Here is a 16,433-nt window from a genome sequence, read left to right as displayed (position 1 = left end):
GAGCGGAAGGACCAAGCGGAAGAACCGGGCTGAGATCAGGCGTCCCGCTCCTGCAGCACCACGTAGCCGCCGACGAGCGAGGCCACCACCCACAGCACCATGATCCCGAGCCCGCCCCAGGGGCCGTACGGAGCCTTCTCCGAGCCCAGCGCGTTCGGCACCACCTGCATGATCTTGGAGCCGGCCTGGTCGGGGAAGTACTTGGCGACCTCCTTGGCCTTCGGGACGTTCGAGAGGATCTGCGAGATCAGGAAGAAGAACGGCACGAGGATGCCGAGCGACAGCATCGAGGAGCGCAGCATCGTCGCGACGCCCATCGAGAAGACCGCGATCAGCCCCATGTAGAGGCCGCCGCCGGCCACCGCGCGCAGCACGTTGTCCGCGCCGATGGTGGTGCGGTGCTCGCCGAGCAGCGCCTGGCCGAGGAAGAACGACAGGAAGCTGGTCGCCAGGCCCACCACGAGGGCGAGCACCCCGGCCACCGCGATCTTCGAGAAGAGGAAGGTCGCGCGCTGCGGGACCGCCGCGAGCGAGGTGCGGATCATGCCCGAGGAGTACTCGGTGCCGACCACCAGGACACCGAAGACCACCATCGCCAGCTGGCCGAGGATCGTCCCGGAGAAGCTGGCGAACGTCGGGTCGAAGGTCGCCCGCTCGACGTCGGAGAGATCGTCGAAGGTCGACCGGAACAGGGCGCACAGCGCCGCGCTCATCGCCACCGTGACGATGAGGGCGCTCGCCAGCGTCCAGACGGTCGACGAAACCGTCCGGATCTTGGTCCACTCGGACTGCAGGACCGCGGTTGCCGCTGCCATCGATCAGGCTCCCTCGGAGGTCGTGCCCCACTGGGGGCCCGGCGCCTTGGCGCCGCCGTGTACGTCGGTGCCGTGTGCGTGGTACTCCACCGCACTGGCCGTCATCTGCATGAACGCTTCTTCGAGGGAGGCGCGCTGGGCGGACAGCTCGTGCAGCACGAGCCCGTTCTCCGCCGCGAGCTCGCCCAGCTTCTCCGTGCTCGCCCCGTCGATCTCCAGCGTCCCGTTGCCCGCCTCGATCACGACGAATCCGTTGGCGTGGAGCACGTCCCGCAGCCGTTCCTGCTGCGGCGAACGCATCCGGGCATAACTCCGGGAATTCTGCTGGATGAAATCCGCCATCGACGTGTCGGCCAGCAGCTTTCCCTGCCCGATCACGATCAGGTGATCGGCCGTCAGCGCCATTTCACTCATCAGATGGCTGGAAACGAAGATCGTCCGGCCCTCGGCCGCCAACGCCTTCATCAGATTGCGGATCCAGTGAATTCCCTCGGGGTCCAGACCATTGACGGGTTCGTCGAACATCAGGATCTCGGGATCGCCGAGGAGCGCCGACGCGATCCCGAGCCGCTGCCCCATGCCGAGGGAGAAACCCTTCGACTTCTTCCTCGCGACCGCCGTCAGACCCACCAGATCGAGCACCTCGCCCACCCGGCTCGCCGGGATGCGGTTCGACTGCGCCAGACACAGCAGGTTGTTGTACGCGGAACGGCCGCCGTGCATCGCCTTGGCGTCGAGCAGCGCCCCGATGTACTTCAGGGGCTCGGACAGCTCCCGGTAGTGCTTGCCGTCGATCCGGACCGTCCCGCTCGTCGGGTTGTCCAGATCGAGCATCATCCGCATCGTCGTCGACTTGCCCGCCCCGTTCGGCCCGAGGAAGCCGGTGACCACGCCGGGGCGGACCTGGAAGGAGAGGTGGTCGACCGCGGTCTTCGTCCCGTACCTCTTCGTCAGGCCCTCAAGCTCGATCATGCGCACCAAGCTACGGGCACGCAAAACCCCCCGCCACCGGAGGAATGACGGGGGCGGGGGGTTCTTCGCGCCGGGGGTACGCCGGGGTCGCCTACCGCTTACCGCGACTGCTGGGCCGGGACGCCGGCCGTGCGCTCGTCGTCGATCGGGGAGCCGGCCGCCGCCACCGCGGCACCGGTCAGCGTCGCCAGCATCTCGCGGACGTTGGTCAGCTGCGCGTTGATCGAGTCGCGGCGGTTCGTCAGCGCCGCGAGCTCGCGCTCCGATTCCGAACGGATCCGGTCGGCCTTGGCGTTCGCGTCGGCCACGATGTCCTCGGCCTGGCGCTGCGCGGTCTCCACCGTCTGGCGGGCCCGGCGCTCCGCGTCCGTGCGCAGCTTCTCGGCCTCCAGACGAAGCTGCTCGGCGCGGTGCTCGATCTCCGCGAGGCGCTTCTCGGCCTTCGCCTGACGCGAGGCGAGGTCCCGCTCCGACTGCTCGCGGCGCTTCGCCAGGTTCGTCTCGAAGTCCGCGGCGGCCTGGGCGGCCTTGGCGCGGGTCTCCTCGAAGAGGGCGTCGGCCTCCTCGCGCTTCGACTGCGCGTCCTTCTGCGCCTCGGCACGCAGCGAGTTGGCCTCGCCCTGCGCCTTCTCGACGATCCGGACACCCTCGTCCTCGGCCTTCGCCTTCCGCTCGGCCGCGAACGCCTCCGCGTCGTTGCGCACCTGCTGGGCGGCCGACTCGGCCAGCTCGCGGTGCTGCTCGGCCGCGCGGCGGGCCTCCTCACGCAGGTCCTTCGCCTCCTCCTCGGCGAGCCGGAGGATCTTCTCGACCCGGGCGCCGAGCCCCGCGTACGACGGCTCGGCGTCGGTGACCTGCGCCTGGGCGTTCTGCGTCTCGAGGTGGAGCTCCTCGATGCGCTTCTCCAGCGAGGTGATGCGGGACAGAGCGCTGTCGCGGTCGGACACGAGCTTGGTAATGCGGTCGTCCACCTGACCGCGGTCGTAACCGCGCCGCACGAGCTCGAAGCCGAAGGGGGAGGATGTGTCGCTCATGGGTTTCCTGTCGAATGAGACCGGTGAGGTGTTAGAGGGAATCCTAGGGGCCGAAGCGGCGTGTCATCGAGCGTATGCCCGTTTGATCTGGAGAATGTCCAGCCTTTTGAGTGGCTAGCCGTCCTGGGACTTGCCACCCGTACGAGTGGACCCCGACGACGCACCCGCCTTGACCCCGTCCTTTCCGGCGGACGGCGTCTCGAAAGACTCCAACGCCTCCAGGACGTCCTGGACACGGGAGATCTCGGCATTGATGTCCTTGCGCCGCCGCGTCAGCGTCTCCAGCTCGCGCTTCCCCTCCGCGACCGTCTTCTCGGCCTCGGCCTCCGCCTCGGCACGGATCCGCTCGGCCTCCGCCTTGATGGCCTCGGCCTCCGCGATGAGCGAGGCCTTCTTCTGCGCGGCCTCCTTCAGCAGCGTGTCCGCCTTGCGGACCGCCGCGATCCGGACCTTGCTCGCCTCCGAACTCGCCTCGGAGACCAGCTCCTTGGCCTTCTCCTCCGCCTCGGCCCGCTGCTCCTCGGCCGCCTTCACCAGCTTGTCGACGCGCTCGCCGGCCGTCTTCATCTGCTCGGCCGACTCGCGCCGCGCCCGCTCGTGCAGCTCCTCGATCTCGCCCTCGATACGGCCCCGGAGCTCCTCCGCCCGCTCCCTTATGGCCGTCGCGTCGCTGCGCGCCCCGACCAGGAGCTCGTCCGCGTCCGTACGGGCCTTCTCCACCAGCGAGTTGCCCTCGACGGTCGCCTCGGCGACGATCCGCTCGGCCTCCTTGCGGGCCGCGCCGACCATCGTGTCGGCCTGCGACTCGGCCTCCGTGGTGGCGCGCAGCGCCTCCTCCTGGGCCTTGGCGACGAGCTGGTCCGCCTGCTCGGCCGCGTCGGAACGCTTCCGGGCCCCGGCCTCCCGCGCCTCGTCGAGGATCCGGTCCGCCTCCTCGCGGGCCTCGGCGCGCATCTGCTCGCCCGCGGCCGCGGCGTCGGCCTTCACCCGCTCCGACTCGGTACGGATCCGCTCGGCGTCCTGGAGGGCCTCGGCGATCGCCTCGGCGCCCTCGGCACGCAGCCGTTCGGCCTCCTCCGAGGCGGCGCCGACGGTCCGGCCCGCCTCGGCGCGGGCGTCCGCGCCGACCGAATCGGCCAGCTCGGCCGCCTCGTTCACGATCCGCTCGGCCTCGGCCGTCGCCTCGGCGACGAGGGTGTCGGCCTGCTCGGCGGCGTCCGCGCGGCGCTTGTCGGCCGCCTTGCGGGCCTCGTCCAGGATCTGGTCGGAATCGGCGAGCGCCGCGTTCCGCAGGGCCTGGGCGTGCGCCTCTCCGTCGGCCTTGACCTGCTCGGCCTCCGTCCGCAGCCGCTCGGCGTCCCGCTCCGTCGTCTCCCGCAGCTCGGCGGCCTCGGCCGCGATCCGTTCGGCCTCGGCCGTTGCCTCGCCGATGAGGGTGTCCGCCTGCTCGGCGGCGTCCGCGCGGCGCTTGTCGGCCGCCTTGCGGGCCTCGTCGAGGACCTGCTCGGCCTCGGCACGGGCCTCCGCCCGCAGCGCCTCCGCCTGCGCCTCTCCCTCGGCCTTGACCTGCTCGGCCTCGGCCCGCAGCCGCTGCGCGTCCTGCTCGGCCGTCTCCATGAGCTCCACCGCCTCAGCGGTGAGCCGCTCGGCCTCGGCCGTGGCCTCGCCGATGAGGGTGTCGGCCTGCTCGGCGGCGTCGGCGCGCCGCTTGTCGGCCGCCTTGCGGGCCTCGTCGAGAACCTGCTCGGCCTCGGCACGCGCCTCGGCCCGCAGTGCCTCCGCCTGCGCCTCTCCCTCGGCCTTGACCTGCTCGGCCTCGACGAGCAGCTGGGCGGCCTCGGCCGCGATCCGCTCGGCCTCGGTCGTCGCCTCGCCGATGAGGGTGTCCGCCTGCTCGGCGGCGTCGGCGCGGCGCTTGTCGGCCGCCTTGCGGGCCTCGTCGAGGACCTGCTCGCCCTCGGCGATCGCCGCGTCGCGCAGCGCCTCGGCGTGCGCCTCACCGTCGATCTTGAGCTGCTCGGTCTCGGCGAGCAGCTGGGCGGCCTCGGCGCCGATGCGTTCGGCCTCGGCCGTGGCTTCCCCGATGAGGGTGTCGGCCTGCTCGGCCGCGTCCGCGCGCCGCTTGTCCGCCGCCTGACGGGCCTCGTCGAGGACCTGCTCGGCCTCGGCGGCGATGCGCTCGGCCTCCGTGCGGGCCTCGGCGACCGTCGTCTCGGCGCGCTCGGCGGCCTCGGAGCGGATGCGGTTGGCGTCGTCGCGGGCGTCGGCGCGGGTGCGGGCGGCGTCCTGTTCGGCCGAGGCGAGGGAGTCCGTGACCTCGGTGCGTACCCGCTGGGCGTACTCGGCGGTGTCGGCGCGGAGCTTCTCGGCCTCGGCGAGGGCGTCCGTGACGGTCCGCTCGGCCAGCGCCTTGGCGGCCTCCGACTCCTCCTGGGCACGCGCACGCGTGGCGGCGGCGTCCTCCGAGGCGCGCTCCCGCTCCTCGTACGCGTCGGAGCGGACCCGGTCCGCCTCCTCCTGCGCCTCGGTACGCGTCCGCTCGGCCGCGTGCTCGGCGGCGGAACGCAGCCCGGCGATCTCCTCCTCGGCCTGCTCGCGCAGCCCGGCGACCGAGTCCCGCACTTCCTGCGCGGTCTGTTCGGCGGCGGTGACCATCTCGGTCGCCCGCGCGTCCGCCTCCTCGACCAGGCGCTGCGCCTCGGCCTGCGCGTCCTCGACCCGCTTGCGGGCGGCGGCGAGGAGCTCCTCGGACTGCTCCCGGGCGTGCTCGCGCTCCCGACCGGCCTCGGAACGGGCCGATTCGAGGGTCGACTCGGCCTCCTTGCGGCGCCGTACGGCCTCCTCCTGCGCGGCGGCCAGGGCCTCGGCGGCCTCGGCGGCCACCCGCTCGGCGGCGGCCGCCGCCTCGGCCCGCACCCGGTCCGCGGTCTCCTGGGCCTCCGACTTCAGCCGCTCGGCCTCCTCGGCGGCCTCCGAGCGGAGCCGTACGGCCGCGGACTCGGCCTCGGTACGGGTGGTGGAGGCGTCCGACGCGGCCTCGGCGCGCAGCCGCTCGGCCTCCTGCTCGGCCTGCTCCCGCAGGGACCGGATCCGCTCGGCGGCCTCGGTCCGCAGCCGCTCCGTCTCCTCGGCGGCCTCGCGCCGGATCAGCTCGCCCTCGGCCCGCGCGTCGGCGAGCTCCTCCCCGGCGGCCGCCACCTTCGCCTCGGCGTCGCCGTGCAGCCGGGCCAGCTCCTCGGCGGCCTCCGTGCGGCGCGCCTCGGCGGCCCGCTCGGCGTCCGCGCGCAGCCCGGCGGCGGCCTCCTCGGCCGCGGCCTTCACCGACTCGGCCTGCTCCTCGGCCTCGGCGCGCAGCCGCTCGGCCTCGGCGCGGGTGCGCTCCAGGGTCTCCTCGGCCTGGGCCCGGAGCGTCTGGGCGCGCTCCATCGCCTCCGACTTGACCCGCTCGCCCTCGGCGCCGGCCTTGGTGCGCTGCTCCTCGGCGTCCGTACGGGCCTTGGTGAGGAGCTCCTCGGCGGTCTTCGCCGCCTCCTCGATCTGCTGGAGGGCCTCGCGGCGGGCCTCGGAGCGGATCCGCTCGCCCTCGTCGACGGCCTCGGCGCGCAGCGCCTCGGCCTCGCCGCGCAGCCGGCGGGCCTCCTCCTGGAGCTCGACCGTCTTGGCGCGGTACTCCTTGGTGTCGTCCTTCGCCGAGCCGAGCAGTTCGTCGGCCTGCTCGCCGGCCTCGGCGCGCAGCCGGTCGGCCTCGGTCTCGGCCTCGCGGCGGACCCGCTCGGCCTCCTCGGCGGCCTTGCGGGTGGTCTCCCGGGCGTCCTCGGACGCCTTGGTGAGGATCTCCTCGGCGCTGCGGGCGGCCTTGGCGAGCGCGGCGGCGGAGTCCTCGGCGGCGGCCGTGACGGCCTTCTCGGTGGCCTCCGTGACGAGCTTCTCCGCCTCGGCGGTCGCCTCGCGGAGCTTCTCCTCGGCCTCCGCCTTGAGCGCCTCGGCCTCCTTGGTGGCCTCGCCGACGAGCCGGGCGATCTCCGCCTTCGCGGTGCGGGTGCGCTGCTCGTTGACCGACTCGGCGGAGGAGAGCTGCCGGGCGGCGGCCTCCTTGGCCTCGGTGAGGGCCTTCTCGGCCTCGGCGCGGGCCAGCCGGAGCCGCTCCTCGGCCTCCTGGATCCGCTGCTCGGCGGCGCGGGAGAGCTCGGTGGCCTGCCGGCGGGCCTGGTCGGTCTCGGCGGCGGTGCTGGAGCGGAGCTGCTCGGCGTGGGCGGTGGCCTCCTGCGCCTGGCTGGAGGCGGCGGCCATGAGCCGCTCGGCGTCCTTGCGGGCGCGCAGCAGAATCGCTTCGGCCTCGGCGCGGGCGGACTCCGCCTCGGCGCCGACGCGGCGGCTGGTCTCCTCGGCGAGCCGGGCGGCCTCGGCGCGGGCGGCGGCGAGCGACTGCTCGGCCTCCGCGCGGGACTCCTCCATCAGGCGGCGGGCCTGGGACTCCGTGCGGGCGCGCAGCTGTTCGGCCCAGGCGACGTTCTCGTTGACGTGCGCCTCGACGGTCTGGCGGCGCTCGTTGAGCTCCTGGTCGAGCTGCTGGCGCCGCTGGACGGCCTCGTTGTGCAGCTCGGCCTGGAGCCGGGCCTGGTGCTCGGCGTGCTCCTGGAGGATGCGCTGGGTCTGGGCGCGGGCCTCGCGGAGCTCGCGCTCGGCGTCCTGGCGGAGCTGCTCGGCCTGCGCCTGCGCGTTCCGCAGCATCTGCTCGGCCTGGTAGCCGATGTCCGCGCTGTCGTACGCGGGCCGGGACGCGATGGTGCGCCGCGCCTCGTGGAGCTTGGCGCGCAAGACCTCGACCTGGTAGCCCAGGTCCTCGGCATGCTGGACGGCCTTCTCGCGTTCGGTCTTCAGCCGGTCCATCTCGGCTTCGAACCTGGCGAGATGGTCGTCTTCAGCTCGGTGGCTCTCCTGGCGTTCGTAGCCCCGCACTGCGCGGTCCCATCCTTCCCCGAAGCTCTTCGAGCAGGGGAGACCCCAACCCTGGTCGCAACTCCTACGAGCACGCCCTCACGGCCGAGGACGGACCCCCGGGGAATCGTGGCAGATCGGACGACCCCGACATCCCGACTTCGGTGCCGCACGGAGCGGCCCCGACCGGCCCCGGCCCGGAGCCGCCCACTCTACCGGGCCAGGAATCCGGAGGTCAGTGCTCCGCTGAGGAGTGGTCAGCGGACGGCTCCGCCGAAGTGACCAGTTCCGTGAGGACGCCGTGGCAGTCCTTGGGGTGGAGGAAGGTGATCCGGGAGCCCATGGAACCGGTCCGCGGCTCGTCGTAGAGGACCCGGACGCCCTTGGAGCGGATGGCCTCGGCGTCCCCGTCGACGTCCGCCGTGCCGAAGGCGATGTGGTGCACGCCCTCGCCGTTCTTGGCGAGCCACTTGCCCACCGCGGAGTCCTCCCGGGTGGGCTCCAGGAGCTGGAGGTACGAGGCCCCGCCGTCGTCGGTGGCGTTGATCCGGAGCATGGCCTCGCGGACGCCCTGCTCCTCGTTGACCTCGGAGTGGTAGACCTCGAAACCGTACGTGGCACGGTAGAACTCGACGGTCTTGTCCAGGTCGAAGCAGGCGATCCCGATGTGGTCGATACGCGTCAGCATGGATCCAGTGCACCGCCGGAAAGGTGGTTACGCAACGTGCGCGCGATCACACCATCGGGCCGGTGACCGTTCGCCGCGCCGCTCAGTACATTGGCGGTAAACCCTCGTTCACTCCTCATCCCTAGGGGCCGTGCCTCATGTCTGGAACGACCGGTACCACCTCAGTGATCGTCGCGGGCGCCCGCACGCCCATGGGTCGCCTCCTCGGCTCGCTCAAGTCCTTCTCGGGCGCCGACCTCGGCGGCTTCGCCATCAAGGCGGCCCTCGACCGGGCCGGCATCGGCGGCGACCAGGTGCAGTACGTGATCATGGGCCAGGTGCTCCAGGCGGGCGCCGGGCAGATCCCCGCCCGCCAGGCGGCCGTCAAGGCCGGCATCCCGATGAACGTCCCCGCGCTCACCATCAACAAGGTGTGCCTGTCGGGTCTCGACGCCATCGCCCTCGCCGACCAGCTGATCCGCGCCGGTGAGTTCGACATCGTCGTCGCCGGCGGCCAGGAGTCCATGACGAACGCCCCGCACCTGCTGCCGAAGTCCCGCGAGGGCTTCAAGTACGGCGCCATCGAGATGCTCGACGCCATGGCGTACGACGGTCTCACCGACTCCTTCGAGGGCATCGCCATGGGCGAGTCCACGGAGAAGCACAACACCCGCCTCGGCATCGGCCGCGAGGTGCAGGACGAGATCGCCGCCCTCTCGCACCAGCGTGCCGCCGCCGCCCAGAAGAACGGCGTCTTCGAGGCCGAGATCACCCCGGTCGAGATCCCGCAGCGCAAGGGCGAGCCGGTCGTCTTCTCCAAGGACGAGGGCATCCGCGCGGAGACCACCGTCGAGTCCCTCGGCAAGCTCCGCCCGGCCTTCACCAGGGACGGCACCATCACCGCCGGCACCGCCTCGCAGATCTCCGACGGCGCCGCCGCCGTGGTCGTCATGAGCAAGGCGAAGGCCCAGGAGCTGGGCCTGGAGTGGATCGCCGAGATCGGCGCCCACGGCAACGTGGCCGGCCCGGACAACTCCCTCCAGTCGCAGCCGTCCAACGCGATCCTGCACGCCCTCAAGAAGGAGGGCCTGGAGGTCTCCGACCTCGACCTGATCGAGATCAACGAGGCCTTCGCCGCCGTCTCGCACCAGTCCATGAAGGACCTCGGCGTCACCCCCGAAAAGGTGAACGTCAACGGCGGCGCCATCGCGCTCGGCCACCCGATCGGCATGTCCGGCGCCCGTCTGGTGCTGCACCTGGCCCTGGAGCTCAAGCGGCGCGGCGGCGGCGTCGGCGCGGCCGCCCTGTGCGGCGGCGGCGGTCAGGGCGACGCGCTCATCGTCAAGGTCCCCGGCAAGTAAGTCCTTCTGGTCAAGGAGCAGCGCACATGGTGGACGTCCCCGAACTCGTCGCCCAGGCACGGGAGGGCAGGCCGCGGGCCGTGGCCCGGTTGATCTCGCTCGTGGAGGGGGCGTCCCCGCAGCTGCGCGAGGTGATGGCGGCGCTCGCGCCGCTCACCGGCGGCGCGTACGTGGTGGGCCTGACCGGCTCGCCGGGCGTGGGCAAGTCCACGTCGACGTCCGCGCTGGTCTCCGCGTACCGCAGGGCGGGCAAGCGGGTCGGCGTCCTGGCCGTCGACCCGTCCTCCCCGTTCAGCGGGGGAGCGCTCCTCGGCGACCGGGTCCGGATGTCGGAGCACGCCTCCGACCCGGGCGTCTACATCCGCTCGATGGCGACCCGCGGCCACCTCGGCGGGCTCGCCTGGTCCGCCCCGCAGGCCATCCGCGTCCTGGACGCGGCCGGCTGCGAGGTGATCCTCGTGGAGACCGTCGGCGTCGGGCAGTCGGAGGTGGAGATCGCCTCCCAGGCCGACACCTCGGTCGTGCTCCTCGCGCCGGGCATGGGCGACGGGATCCAGGCCGCGAAGGCGGGCATCCTGGAGATCGGCGACGTGTACGTGGTGAACAAGGCCGACCGGGACGGCGCGGACGCCACCGCCCGGGAGCTCAACCACATGCTGGGCCTCGGCGAGGCGCGGGCCGCGGGCGACTGGCGGCCGCCGATCGTCAAGACGGTCGCGGCGCGCGGCGAGGGCGTCGACGAGGTCGTGGAGGCGCTGGAGAAGCACCGGGCCTGGATGGAGGAGCACGGGGTCCTGGCGGAGCGCCGCCGGGCCCGTGCGGCGCGCGAGGTGGAGACCATCGCGGTCACGGCCCTGCGCGAGCGCATCGGCGACCTGCACGGCGACCGGCGCCTGGACGCCCTCGCCGAGCGGATCGTGGCGGGCGCCCTCGACCCGTACGCGGCCTCGGACGAGCTGGTCGCGAGCCTGACCGGAAACTGACCCCCGGCACCTGCGCGAAGGGCCCCTCCGGTCGCCGGAGGGGCCCTTCGCGTTCTCTGTCAGGTCACGGCTTGCCGCGGCGGCCGCGGAGCTGCTCGGCGACCGGCTTCAGGGACTCGTGGAGGTCGCCGAGGGCCTCGCCGCTGAGCTGGTCGATGAAGTGCCTGCGCACCGACTCGACGTGGTGCGGGGCGACCTTGCGCATGGTCTCCATGCCGTCGTCGGTCAGGACGGCGTAGAGCCCGCGCCGGTCGGACTCGCAGTTCTCGCGGCGGACGAGACCGGCGTTCTCCATGCGGGTGATCTGGTGCGAGAGCCGGCTCTTCGACTGGAGGGTGGCGGCGGCGAGGTCGCTCATGCGCAGGCGCCGGTCCGCGGACTCCGAGAGGTTCACCAGGATCTCGTAGTCGTTCATCGTCAGGCCGAAGGGCTGGAGGTCCTTCTCCAGCTGGTACGTCAGCATTCTCTGGACGTCCAGGAACGTGCGCCAGGCGCACTGCTCGCCGTCGGTGAGCCAGGGGGTGGCGGTCTCGGTCTCCATATATGGATTCTACCTAAGAAGTTGAATTCTTGACGAAGTCTGGGAGCGCGCGTTCGATCACGTCACACTCCGCAGACTACCGCTCACAGACCGAAGCGCCGCTGGAGGTCACCGAGCTGGCCTGGAAGGCGCGGTACCGCGCCGGGCATGCCCTGGCCGGAACCATGCCCACCGGGCACGCCCGCCTGCGCCGGCGGTCCGCCGATCGCCCGCTCCGGCATCAGCAGCTCCGTCGACTGGAGCAGCACCGTGCCCGCCCCCACGAACTCGAACTGGTGCTCCTCGCCGGAGGTCCCGCCGATGCCCGTCAGGGCCCGTACGCCGCCCATCACGCCGGTCATGTAGCCGTGGTCGTAATGGTGGCAGGGCGAGGGGCAGTCCGCCCAGCCCACCAGCGCCTGCGGATCCACCCGCATCGGCGGCTCCATGAAGACCACCGGCCCGTTCGACGCCGCCACGAACTTGCCCGTGCCGATCAGCGTCACGAACCCCGGCACGATCGACTGCTTCAGCGCCAGCGTCGGCTGGTACGCCAGCAGGTTCCCCGAGCGGATCGTCAGATTGCCCTCGTCCAGGTCGTACGAGTTCACGTCGAAGGCCCGGTCCGCCAGCAGCATCTTCCCGCTGCCCTCCGCCACCACCCAGTCGCTCGCATGCAGCGGCGAGTGGAAGGAGGTCCGCACCAGCCGGTCGAGCCGCCCGTGCCCGATGCCGTTGAACTCGATCCGCCCGTAGTAGGCGATCATCTTCCCCTTCTGCAGGAACCACTGGGAGCCCTTGAGCTCCACGCAGAAGGTGTACGGATTGACGTTGTCGTCCGACGGCAGGGAGTGCGGGTCGTGGATGACAGGGGTGCTCACAGCTTCTCCTCCGAGGCCTGGACGTACACCGCGCCGCTGCCGCTCAGCTCCAGCTGGAACGCCTCGCCCGAGCCGCGCCCCACCATGTCGCGCCAGCCGAGCGCCGTGGAGAGCTTGTTCCGCACGTCGCCGTGGTGCGCCACGTACGCCTGCGGGTCGACGTGCACCGGGCGGCCCGGGGCGATGGGCAGCTCGATGACGCCGCCGTGCGCCATGACGGCCACCGAACCGTGGCCCCTCAGGGTCGTGGTGAACAGGCCCTGGCCGGTCACCTGCCCCCGCACCATGCCCATGACCCCGCCCTGCGAGCCCATGAACATCGTGCCCTGCTCCAGGGTCCCGTCGAAGGCGAGGAGACGGTCGGCCTCCACGTACAGGGTGTCGCCCGTCAGCGCGATCACCTGGATGTGGTGGCCGCCGTGCCCGAACATCACCGTGCCGTTGCCCTCGACGGTCATCAGCGGGGTCGCCTCGCCGGCCACCCGGCGGCCGATCATCGACATCAGGCCGCCCTGGCCGCCCGCGATGTTCGGCGTGAAAGCGACGTCCCCGCGGTACGCGAGCATCGCGCCGCGCTGACTGAACATCCGCTGCCCGGGGACGACGGTCGCCTCGACCATCTTCGAGTTGATCTCGCGGAACGGCATCAGACGTCGCCCCCGATCGTGTTCCGCTCGCTCGGCTGGACGTACACGAGCCCGTCGCCCTCGAAGCGGATCTGGAAGGCCTCGCCGCCGCCCTCGCCCATCAGGGTGCGGAAGGTCACACCCGACTGGAAGTGCTGCTGGAGGTTGCCCTGATGGGCGATGTACGCGCCGGGGTCCACCTGGAGCGGGTACTGCGGGGTCACCCGCAGCACCACCGCCGGACCGTCCGACATGATCGCCGCCTGCCCGGTGCCCTCGACGGTCGTGGTGAAGAGCCCGTTTCCGGTGGCGCCGCCGCGCAGCCCCGTGAAGGTGGTGCCGGTGCGCAGCCCCGCGTCGGTGCAGAGCAGATTGCTCGCCTCCACCCAGAGCTTGTCGCCGTGCAGCGAGACGAGGTTGATCTCGGAGGCCCGGTCGGCGAACCAGCAGGTCCCCTGGCCGCGCACCTCCATCACCTCCATCTGCTCACCCGTGAGCCGGCGGGTCACCATGCCGCGCAGACCCTCACCGCCGCCGCTCATCTTCTTGAACGCCATCTGGCCGTCGTAGGCGACCATCGAGCCGTTCTTCGCCTTGACGGCGTCGCCGGTCATGGAGACGGCGAGCACCTTGCTGCCTTGGAGTCGGAACGTTGCCACCCGAGGAAGGTACTGGGCCCCCGGTAAAAGGGACAGCAAAGTCGCCAGGCACAATGGACGGGCCCTTGTGCATCCGTTCACAAGATCGAACGAAGGTGACGCCCACCGTGGACATCAAGACCGCTTCCGCCCTCCACCGACTCCGGCTGGTCTCCGCGCCGGAAGCCGTATCGTTCCTGCTCCTGCTGGTCTGCTCGGTGCTCAAGCGGACGACGGACTTCAACGCGGTGCCGGTCATGGGAGCGGTCCACGGCATCCTCTTCATCCTCTACGTCCTCTTCTGGCTCGACGCCTGGAACAAGACCAAGTGGAGCTTCGGCACCGCCGCCCTCTACTTCGTCCTCTCGGTCCTGCCCCTGGGCGGCTTCTACGCCGAGCGGAAGCTGAAGCGCGAGGCCGAGGACGCGGTCATCGCCTCCCGCGCCCGCGCGGAGCAGGCGGTGAAGGCGTGATCGTCGCGTTCTCCGTCACCCCCCTCGGCGTGGGCGAAGAGGTCGGCGAGTACGTCGCCGACGCCGTCCGCGTCGTCCGCGAGTCCGGCCTCCCGAACCGCACCGACGCCATGTTCACCTCCATCGAGGGCGACGACTGGGACGAGGTCATGGACGTCGTCAAGCGCGCCGTCGCCGCCGTCGAGGCCCGCGCCCCGCGCGTCTCCGTCGTGATGAAGGTCGACATCCGCCCGGGCGTGACGGACGGTCTCACCACGAAGGTCGAGACGGTGGAGCGCCACCTGGGCGGCTGACGCCTGCGGCTGTGAGTGAGGAGCCCCCGGTCCTGCGTTCAGGACCGGGGGCTTCTCTTTCGCCCTCTGGTTGAGCGAGTGCTCAAAATCCACTACCTTCCCTCTTGAGGCAGTTTTGAGCGGTCGCTCAAAAGCCGGATGAGCTGGGGGGACATCCATGGGTCTCTACATCGAGACACGCGTGCGCGTGGATCTGGAGACGCTCTGGGAACGCACGCAGGAACCCGACCGACACCAGCGGTGGGACCTGCGGTTCACGGAGATCTCCTCCCTTCCGCGCACCGAGGGAGAGCCCCGACGCTTCCGCTACGCGACCCGCGTCCTGCCCTTCCTGGCCGTCGCCGGCACCGGTGTCTCCGCGGGGGAGCGCCACCGGGCCGGCGGCGACCGGGTCTCCGCCCTCCGGTTCGCCTCGCCGCACCCGCTCTCGCTGCTCGCCGAGGGCAGCGGCTACTGGCGGTACGTGCCCACCCCCGACGGGATCCGCTTCCTCACCGGCTACGCGTACCGGCCCCGCTGGGGCCGTTTCGGCCGCGTCGCCGACCGGCTCCTCTTCCGGCCCCTCATGGGCTGGGCCACCGCCTGGTCCTTCGACCGGCTGCGGCTCTGGTGCGAGCGGGGCATCACCCCCGAGCGCTCCCGCGACCGCTGGCTCCTCGAACTCGCCGCCCGAATCCTGCTCGTGGCCGTGCCGTGGACCGCCACCGCCCTGCCGCTCGGGCCCGTGTCGCTCGCCGCCCTCCCGCTCACCGTCCTCGGGCTCGCCCTCGCCGTCCTCGTATCGCCCTCCTCGCGCGCCCCCGCGGCCCGGCGCTGTCTGCGCACCCCGCCCGCCCGCCACCCGGAGCCCCGGCTCCTCGCCACCCTGGAGCAGCCGTGACCTCGATCTTCCGCACCGTCATGGGGGACGCCCAGTTCGAGCGGCTGCACCCCGAACTCCAACGGCGCTTCTCGGTCGGGCTCGCGAGCGGCGAGCTGTGCGTCGGCCGGGGCGTCATGGACCACATCTGGCACGGCAGGGCCTTCGTGAAGCCCTTCCTCGCGCTCGGCGGGCTGCGGAACATCCTGCTGCCCCGCACCGGCCGCGCCGTCCCCTTCACCATCGAGAACGTCCCCTACGCCGACTCGTACGGACGGGAGACCGTCACCTTCGTCCGCACCTTCGACCTCCCCGGCGGCCTCCGCCGCTTCGACGCCACCATGGTCCACAGCCCCGAGCGCGACTGCGTCCTCGACTACCTCGGCACCCACCAGCACCTCGCCAGCGACCTCCACCCGACCGCCCAGCCCGACGGCTCGCTCCTCATCACCTCCGGCGAACACCGCTTCCGCGAGGGCCCGCTCGACGTCCGCGTCCCCGAACTCGTCGGCGGCCGGGCCGAGGTGCGGGAGTCCTTCGACGAGCGCACCGGCCGCTTCCGCATCGACGTCCGGGTGGTCAACCGCCACTTCGGGCCGCTCTTCGGCTACCGGGGGTCCTTCACCGCCACCTACGCCGACGTACGCTCCCGGGGGGTGCGCGCGGGGCTGCGCCCGGTGCGCGAGGAGGTACGGGCATGAGCGGGCGGACCGCGCAGGACGCGAAGACGCGGGACGCCAGAAGCCAGGAGACCCGGGAGAAACTGCTCGACGGCGCCCTGCGCACGCTCGTCGAGCAGGGCATCGCCAAGGCCTCCGCGCGCGCGATCGCGACCACCGCCGGGGTCAACCAGGCCCTCGTCTTCTACCACTTCGGCTCCGTCGACGAACTGCTCTCCGCCGCCTGCCGCCACGGCGCCGAGCTGCGGGTGGCCCGCCACCGGGAGCGGCTGCGCTCCGTCTCCAGCCTCTCCGAACTGCTCGCCTTCGGGCGTGAGATGCACACCGAGGAGCGGGACGCCGGGCACGTGGCCGTCCTCGGGCAGCTGCTCGCCGGCGCCCAGACCCACCCCCGGCTCGCCCCGGCCACCGCCGCCGGGCTCGACCTGTGGATCGCCGAGATCGAGCAGGTCCTCGTCCGCGTCCTCGCCGGGACCCCGCTCGCCGAGTTCACCGACCCCGCCGGGCTCGCCCGCGCGGTCGCCGCCTCCTTCGTCGGACTCGAACTCTACGAAGGGGTCGATCCGGCGGGCGCGGAGGCCGCGCTCACCGCGCTCGAACAGCTCGGCGCCCTGATGGCCGCGGTCGAGGAGCTGAACCCGGTGGCGCGGAAGGCCGTCACGTACACGCTGCGGCGCCGTCTCGACCCCTGAG

Annotated in this window: 16 protein-coding genes; 7 read left to right on the top strand and 9 right to left on the bottom strand. The window is 72.2% G+C overall.

The annotated features are described in order from the left end of the window. Positions 1-35: 35 nt before the first annotated feature. The 5 genes from ACH4TP_RS00910 to mce all read right to left on the bottom strand — a co-directional run bounded on the left by ACH4TP_RS00910 (position 36) and on the right by mce (position 8,447). On the bottom strand, positions 36-815 hold the full coding sequence (locus ACH4TP_RS00910) for an ABC transporter permease (protein WP_398189074.1): 780 nt from the start codon (positions 813-815) through the stop codon (positions 36-38). Between the two features lie 3 nt (positions 816-818). Beyond that, positions 819-1,787, bottom strand: coding sequence for an ABC transporter ATP-binding protein (locus ACH4TP_RS00905; protein WP_398189071.1), 969 nt, complete (start codon positions 1,785-1,787; stop codon positions 819-821). 98 nt (positions 1,788-1,885) lie between these two features. Beyond that, on the bottom strand, positions 1,886-2,821 hold the full coding sequence (locus ACH4TP_RS00900; RefSeq protein WP_389236112.1) for a cellulose-binding protein: 936 nt from the start codon (positions 2,819-2,821) through the stop codon (positions 1,886-1,888). Between the two features lie 114 nt (positions 2,822-2,935). Continuing rightward, entirely contained in the window at positions 2,936-7,780 is a 4,845-nt protein-coding gene (gene scy / locus ACH4TP_RS00895) for a polarized growth protein Scy (protein WP_398435092.1), read from the bottom strand. 214 nt (positions 7,781-7,994) lie between these two features. Further along, entirely contained in the window at positions 7,995-8,447 is a 453-nt protein-coding gene (gene mce / locus ACH4TP_RS00890) for a methylmalonyl-CoA epimerase (protein ID WP_389236108.1), read from the bottom strand. 137 nt (positions 8,448-8,584) lie between these two features. On the opposite strand from mce, the gene ACH4TP_RS00885 reads away from it, so the two are divergent. Continuing rightward, a complete protein-coding gene (locus tag ACH4TP_RS00885) occupies positions 8,585-9,787 on the top strand; it encodes an acetyl-CoA C-acetyltransferase (RefSeq protein ID WP_398189065.1) in 1,203 nt (400 codons plus the stop codon). A gap of 26 nt (positions 9,788-9,813) precedes the next feature. Further along, complete coding sequence (gene meaB, locus ACH4TP_RS00880) at positions 9,814-10,770, top strand: methylmalonyl Co-A mutase-associated GTPase MeaB (protein WP_398189062.1); 957 nt, start codon at positions 9,814-9,816, stop codon at positions 10,768-10,770. Between the two features lie 64 nt (positions 10,771-10,834). Here the strand turns inward: meaB and ACH4TP_RS00875 are convergent, their stop codons facing one another. From ACH4TP_RS00875 to ACH4TP_RS00860, 4 genes are all read right to left on the bottom strand, one after another. Continuing rightward, positions 10,835-11,311: a MarR family winged helix-turn-helix transcriptional regulator gene (locus ACH4TP_RS00875; protein ID WP_389236102.1), complete on the bottom strand. Its 477-nt coding sequence runs from the start codon at positions 11,309-11,311 to the stop codon at positions 10,835-10,837. A gap of 83 nt (positions 11,312-11,394) precedes the next feature. Further along, a complete protein-coding gene (locus ACH4TP_RS00870; protein WP_389236100.1) occupies positions 11,395-12,171 on the bottom strand; it encodes an AIM24 family protein in 777 nt (258 codons plus the stop codon). Further along, positions 12,168-12,818, bottom strand: a complete 651-nt coding sequence (locus tag ACH4TP_RS00865; RefSeq protein WP_389236098.1) for an AIM24 family protein — start codon at positions 12,816-12,818, stop codon at positions 12,168-12,170. Before ACH4TP_RS00865 ends, ACH4TP_RS00870 begins: the two co-directional genes overlap by 4 nt. Continuing rightward, positions 12,818-13,456, bottom strand: a complete 639-nt coding sequence (locus ACH4TP_RS00860) for an AIM24 family protein (RefSeq protein ID WP_041662875.1) — start codon at positions 13,454-13,456, stop codon at positions 12,818-12,820. The genes ACH4TP_RS00865 and ACH4TP_RS00860 overlap by 1 nt, the downstream gene beginning before the upstream one ends. A 107-nt stretch (positions 13,457-13,563) precedes the next feature. On the opposite strand from ACH4TP_RS00860, the gene ACH4TP_RS00855 reads away from it, so the two are divergent. The 5 genes from ACH4TP_RS00855 (at position 13,564) to ACH4TP_RS00835 (ending at position 16,432) form a co-directional block, all read left to right on the top strand. Further along, positions 13,564-13,908 carry a DUF3817 domain-containing protein gene (locus tag ACH4TP_RS00855; RefSeq protein WP_389236096.1) on the top strand — a complete coding sequence of 115 codons (345 nt, stop codon included), beginning with the start codon at positions 13,564-13,566 and terminating at the stop codon, positions 13,906-13,908. Further along, the gene (locus ACH4TP_RS00850; protein WP_398435090.1) at positions 13,905-14,201 is read left to right on the top strand and encodes an MTH1187 family thiamine-binding protein; all 297 of its coding nucleotides are present in this window, start codon (positions 13,905-13,907) and stop codon (positions 14,199-14,201) included. The genes ACH4TP_RS00855 and ACH4TP_RS00850 overlap by 4 nt, the downstream gene beginning before the upstream one ends. A gap of 157 nt (positions 14,202-14,358) precedes the next feature. After that, positions 14,359-15,081 carry a hypothetical protein gene (locus tag ACH4TP_RS00845; RefSeq protein ID WP_398435089.1) on the top strand — a complete coding sequence of 241 codons (723 nt, stop codon included), beginning with the start codon at positions 14,359-14,361 and terminating at the stop codon, positions 15,079-15,081. Then, entirely contained in the window at positions 15,078-15,761 is a 684-nt protein-coding gene (locus ACH4TP_RS00840; protein WP_398435087.1) for a DUF4166 domain-containing protein, read from the top strand. The genes ACH4TP_RS00845 and ACH4TP_RS00840 overlap by 4 nt, the downstream gene beginning before the upstream one ends. Beyond that, a complete protein-coding gene (locus ACH4TP_RS00835) occupies positions 15,758-16,432 on the top strand; it encodes a TetR/AcrR family transcriptional regulator (RefSeq protein WP_398435085.1) in 675 nt (224 codons plus the stop codon). The genes ACH4TP_RS00840 and ACH4TP_RS00835 overlap by 4 nt, the downstream gene beginning before the upstream one ends. Position 16,433 lies beyond the last annotated feature (1 nt).

The sequence above is a fragment of the Streptomyces sp. NPDC021012 genome (assembly GCF_044333355.1).
Lineage (GTDB): Bacteria > Actinomycetota > Actinomycetes > Streptomycetales > Streptomycetaceae > Streptomyces.
This window is presented reverse-complemented; position numbering and strand designations above follow the sequence as displayed.

Coding starts and splice junctions, on each gene's coding strand:
- ACH4TP_RS00910 (WP_398189074.1), bottom strand. CDS start 815: ATGGCAGCGGCAACCGCGGTCCTGCAGTCCGAGTGGACCAAGATCCGG.
- ACH4TP_RS00905 (WP_398189071.1), bottom strand. CDS start 1,787: ATGATCGAGCTTGAGGGCCTGACGAAGAGGTACGGGACGAAGACCGCG.
- ACH4TP_RS00900 (WP_389236112.1), bottom strand. CDS start 2,821: ATGAGCGACACATCCTCCCCCTTCGGCTTCGAGCTCGTGCGGCGCGGT.
- mce (WP_389236108.1), bottom strand. CDS start 8,447: ATGCTGACGCGTATCGACCACATCGGGATCGCCTGCTTCGACCTGGAC.
- ACH4TP_RS00885 (WP_398189065.1), top strand. CDS start 8,585: ATGTCTGGAACGACCGGTACCACCTCAGTGATCGTCGCGGGCGCCCGC.
- meaB (WP_398189062.1), top strand. CDS start 9,814: ATGGTGGACGTCCCCGAACTCGTCGCCCAGGCACGGGAGGGCAGGCCG.
- ACH4TP_RS00875 (WP_389236102.1), bottom strand. CDS start 11,311: ATGGAGACCGAGACCGCCACCCCCTGGCTCACCGACGGCGAGCAGTGC.
- ACH4TP_RS00865 (WP_389236098.1), bottom strand. CDS start 12,818: ATGCCGTTCCGCGAGATCAACTCGAAGATGGTCGAGGCGACCGTCGTC.
- ACH4TP_RS00845 (WP_398435089.1), top strand. CDS start 14,359: ATGGGTCTCTACATCGAGACACGCGTGCGCGTGGATCTGGAGACGCTC.
- ACH4TP_RS00835 (WP_398435085.1), top strand. CDS start 15,758: ATGAGCGGGCGGACCGCGCAGGACGCGAAGACGCGGGACGCCAGAAGC.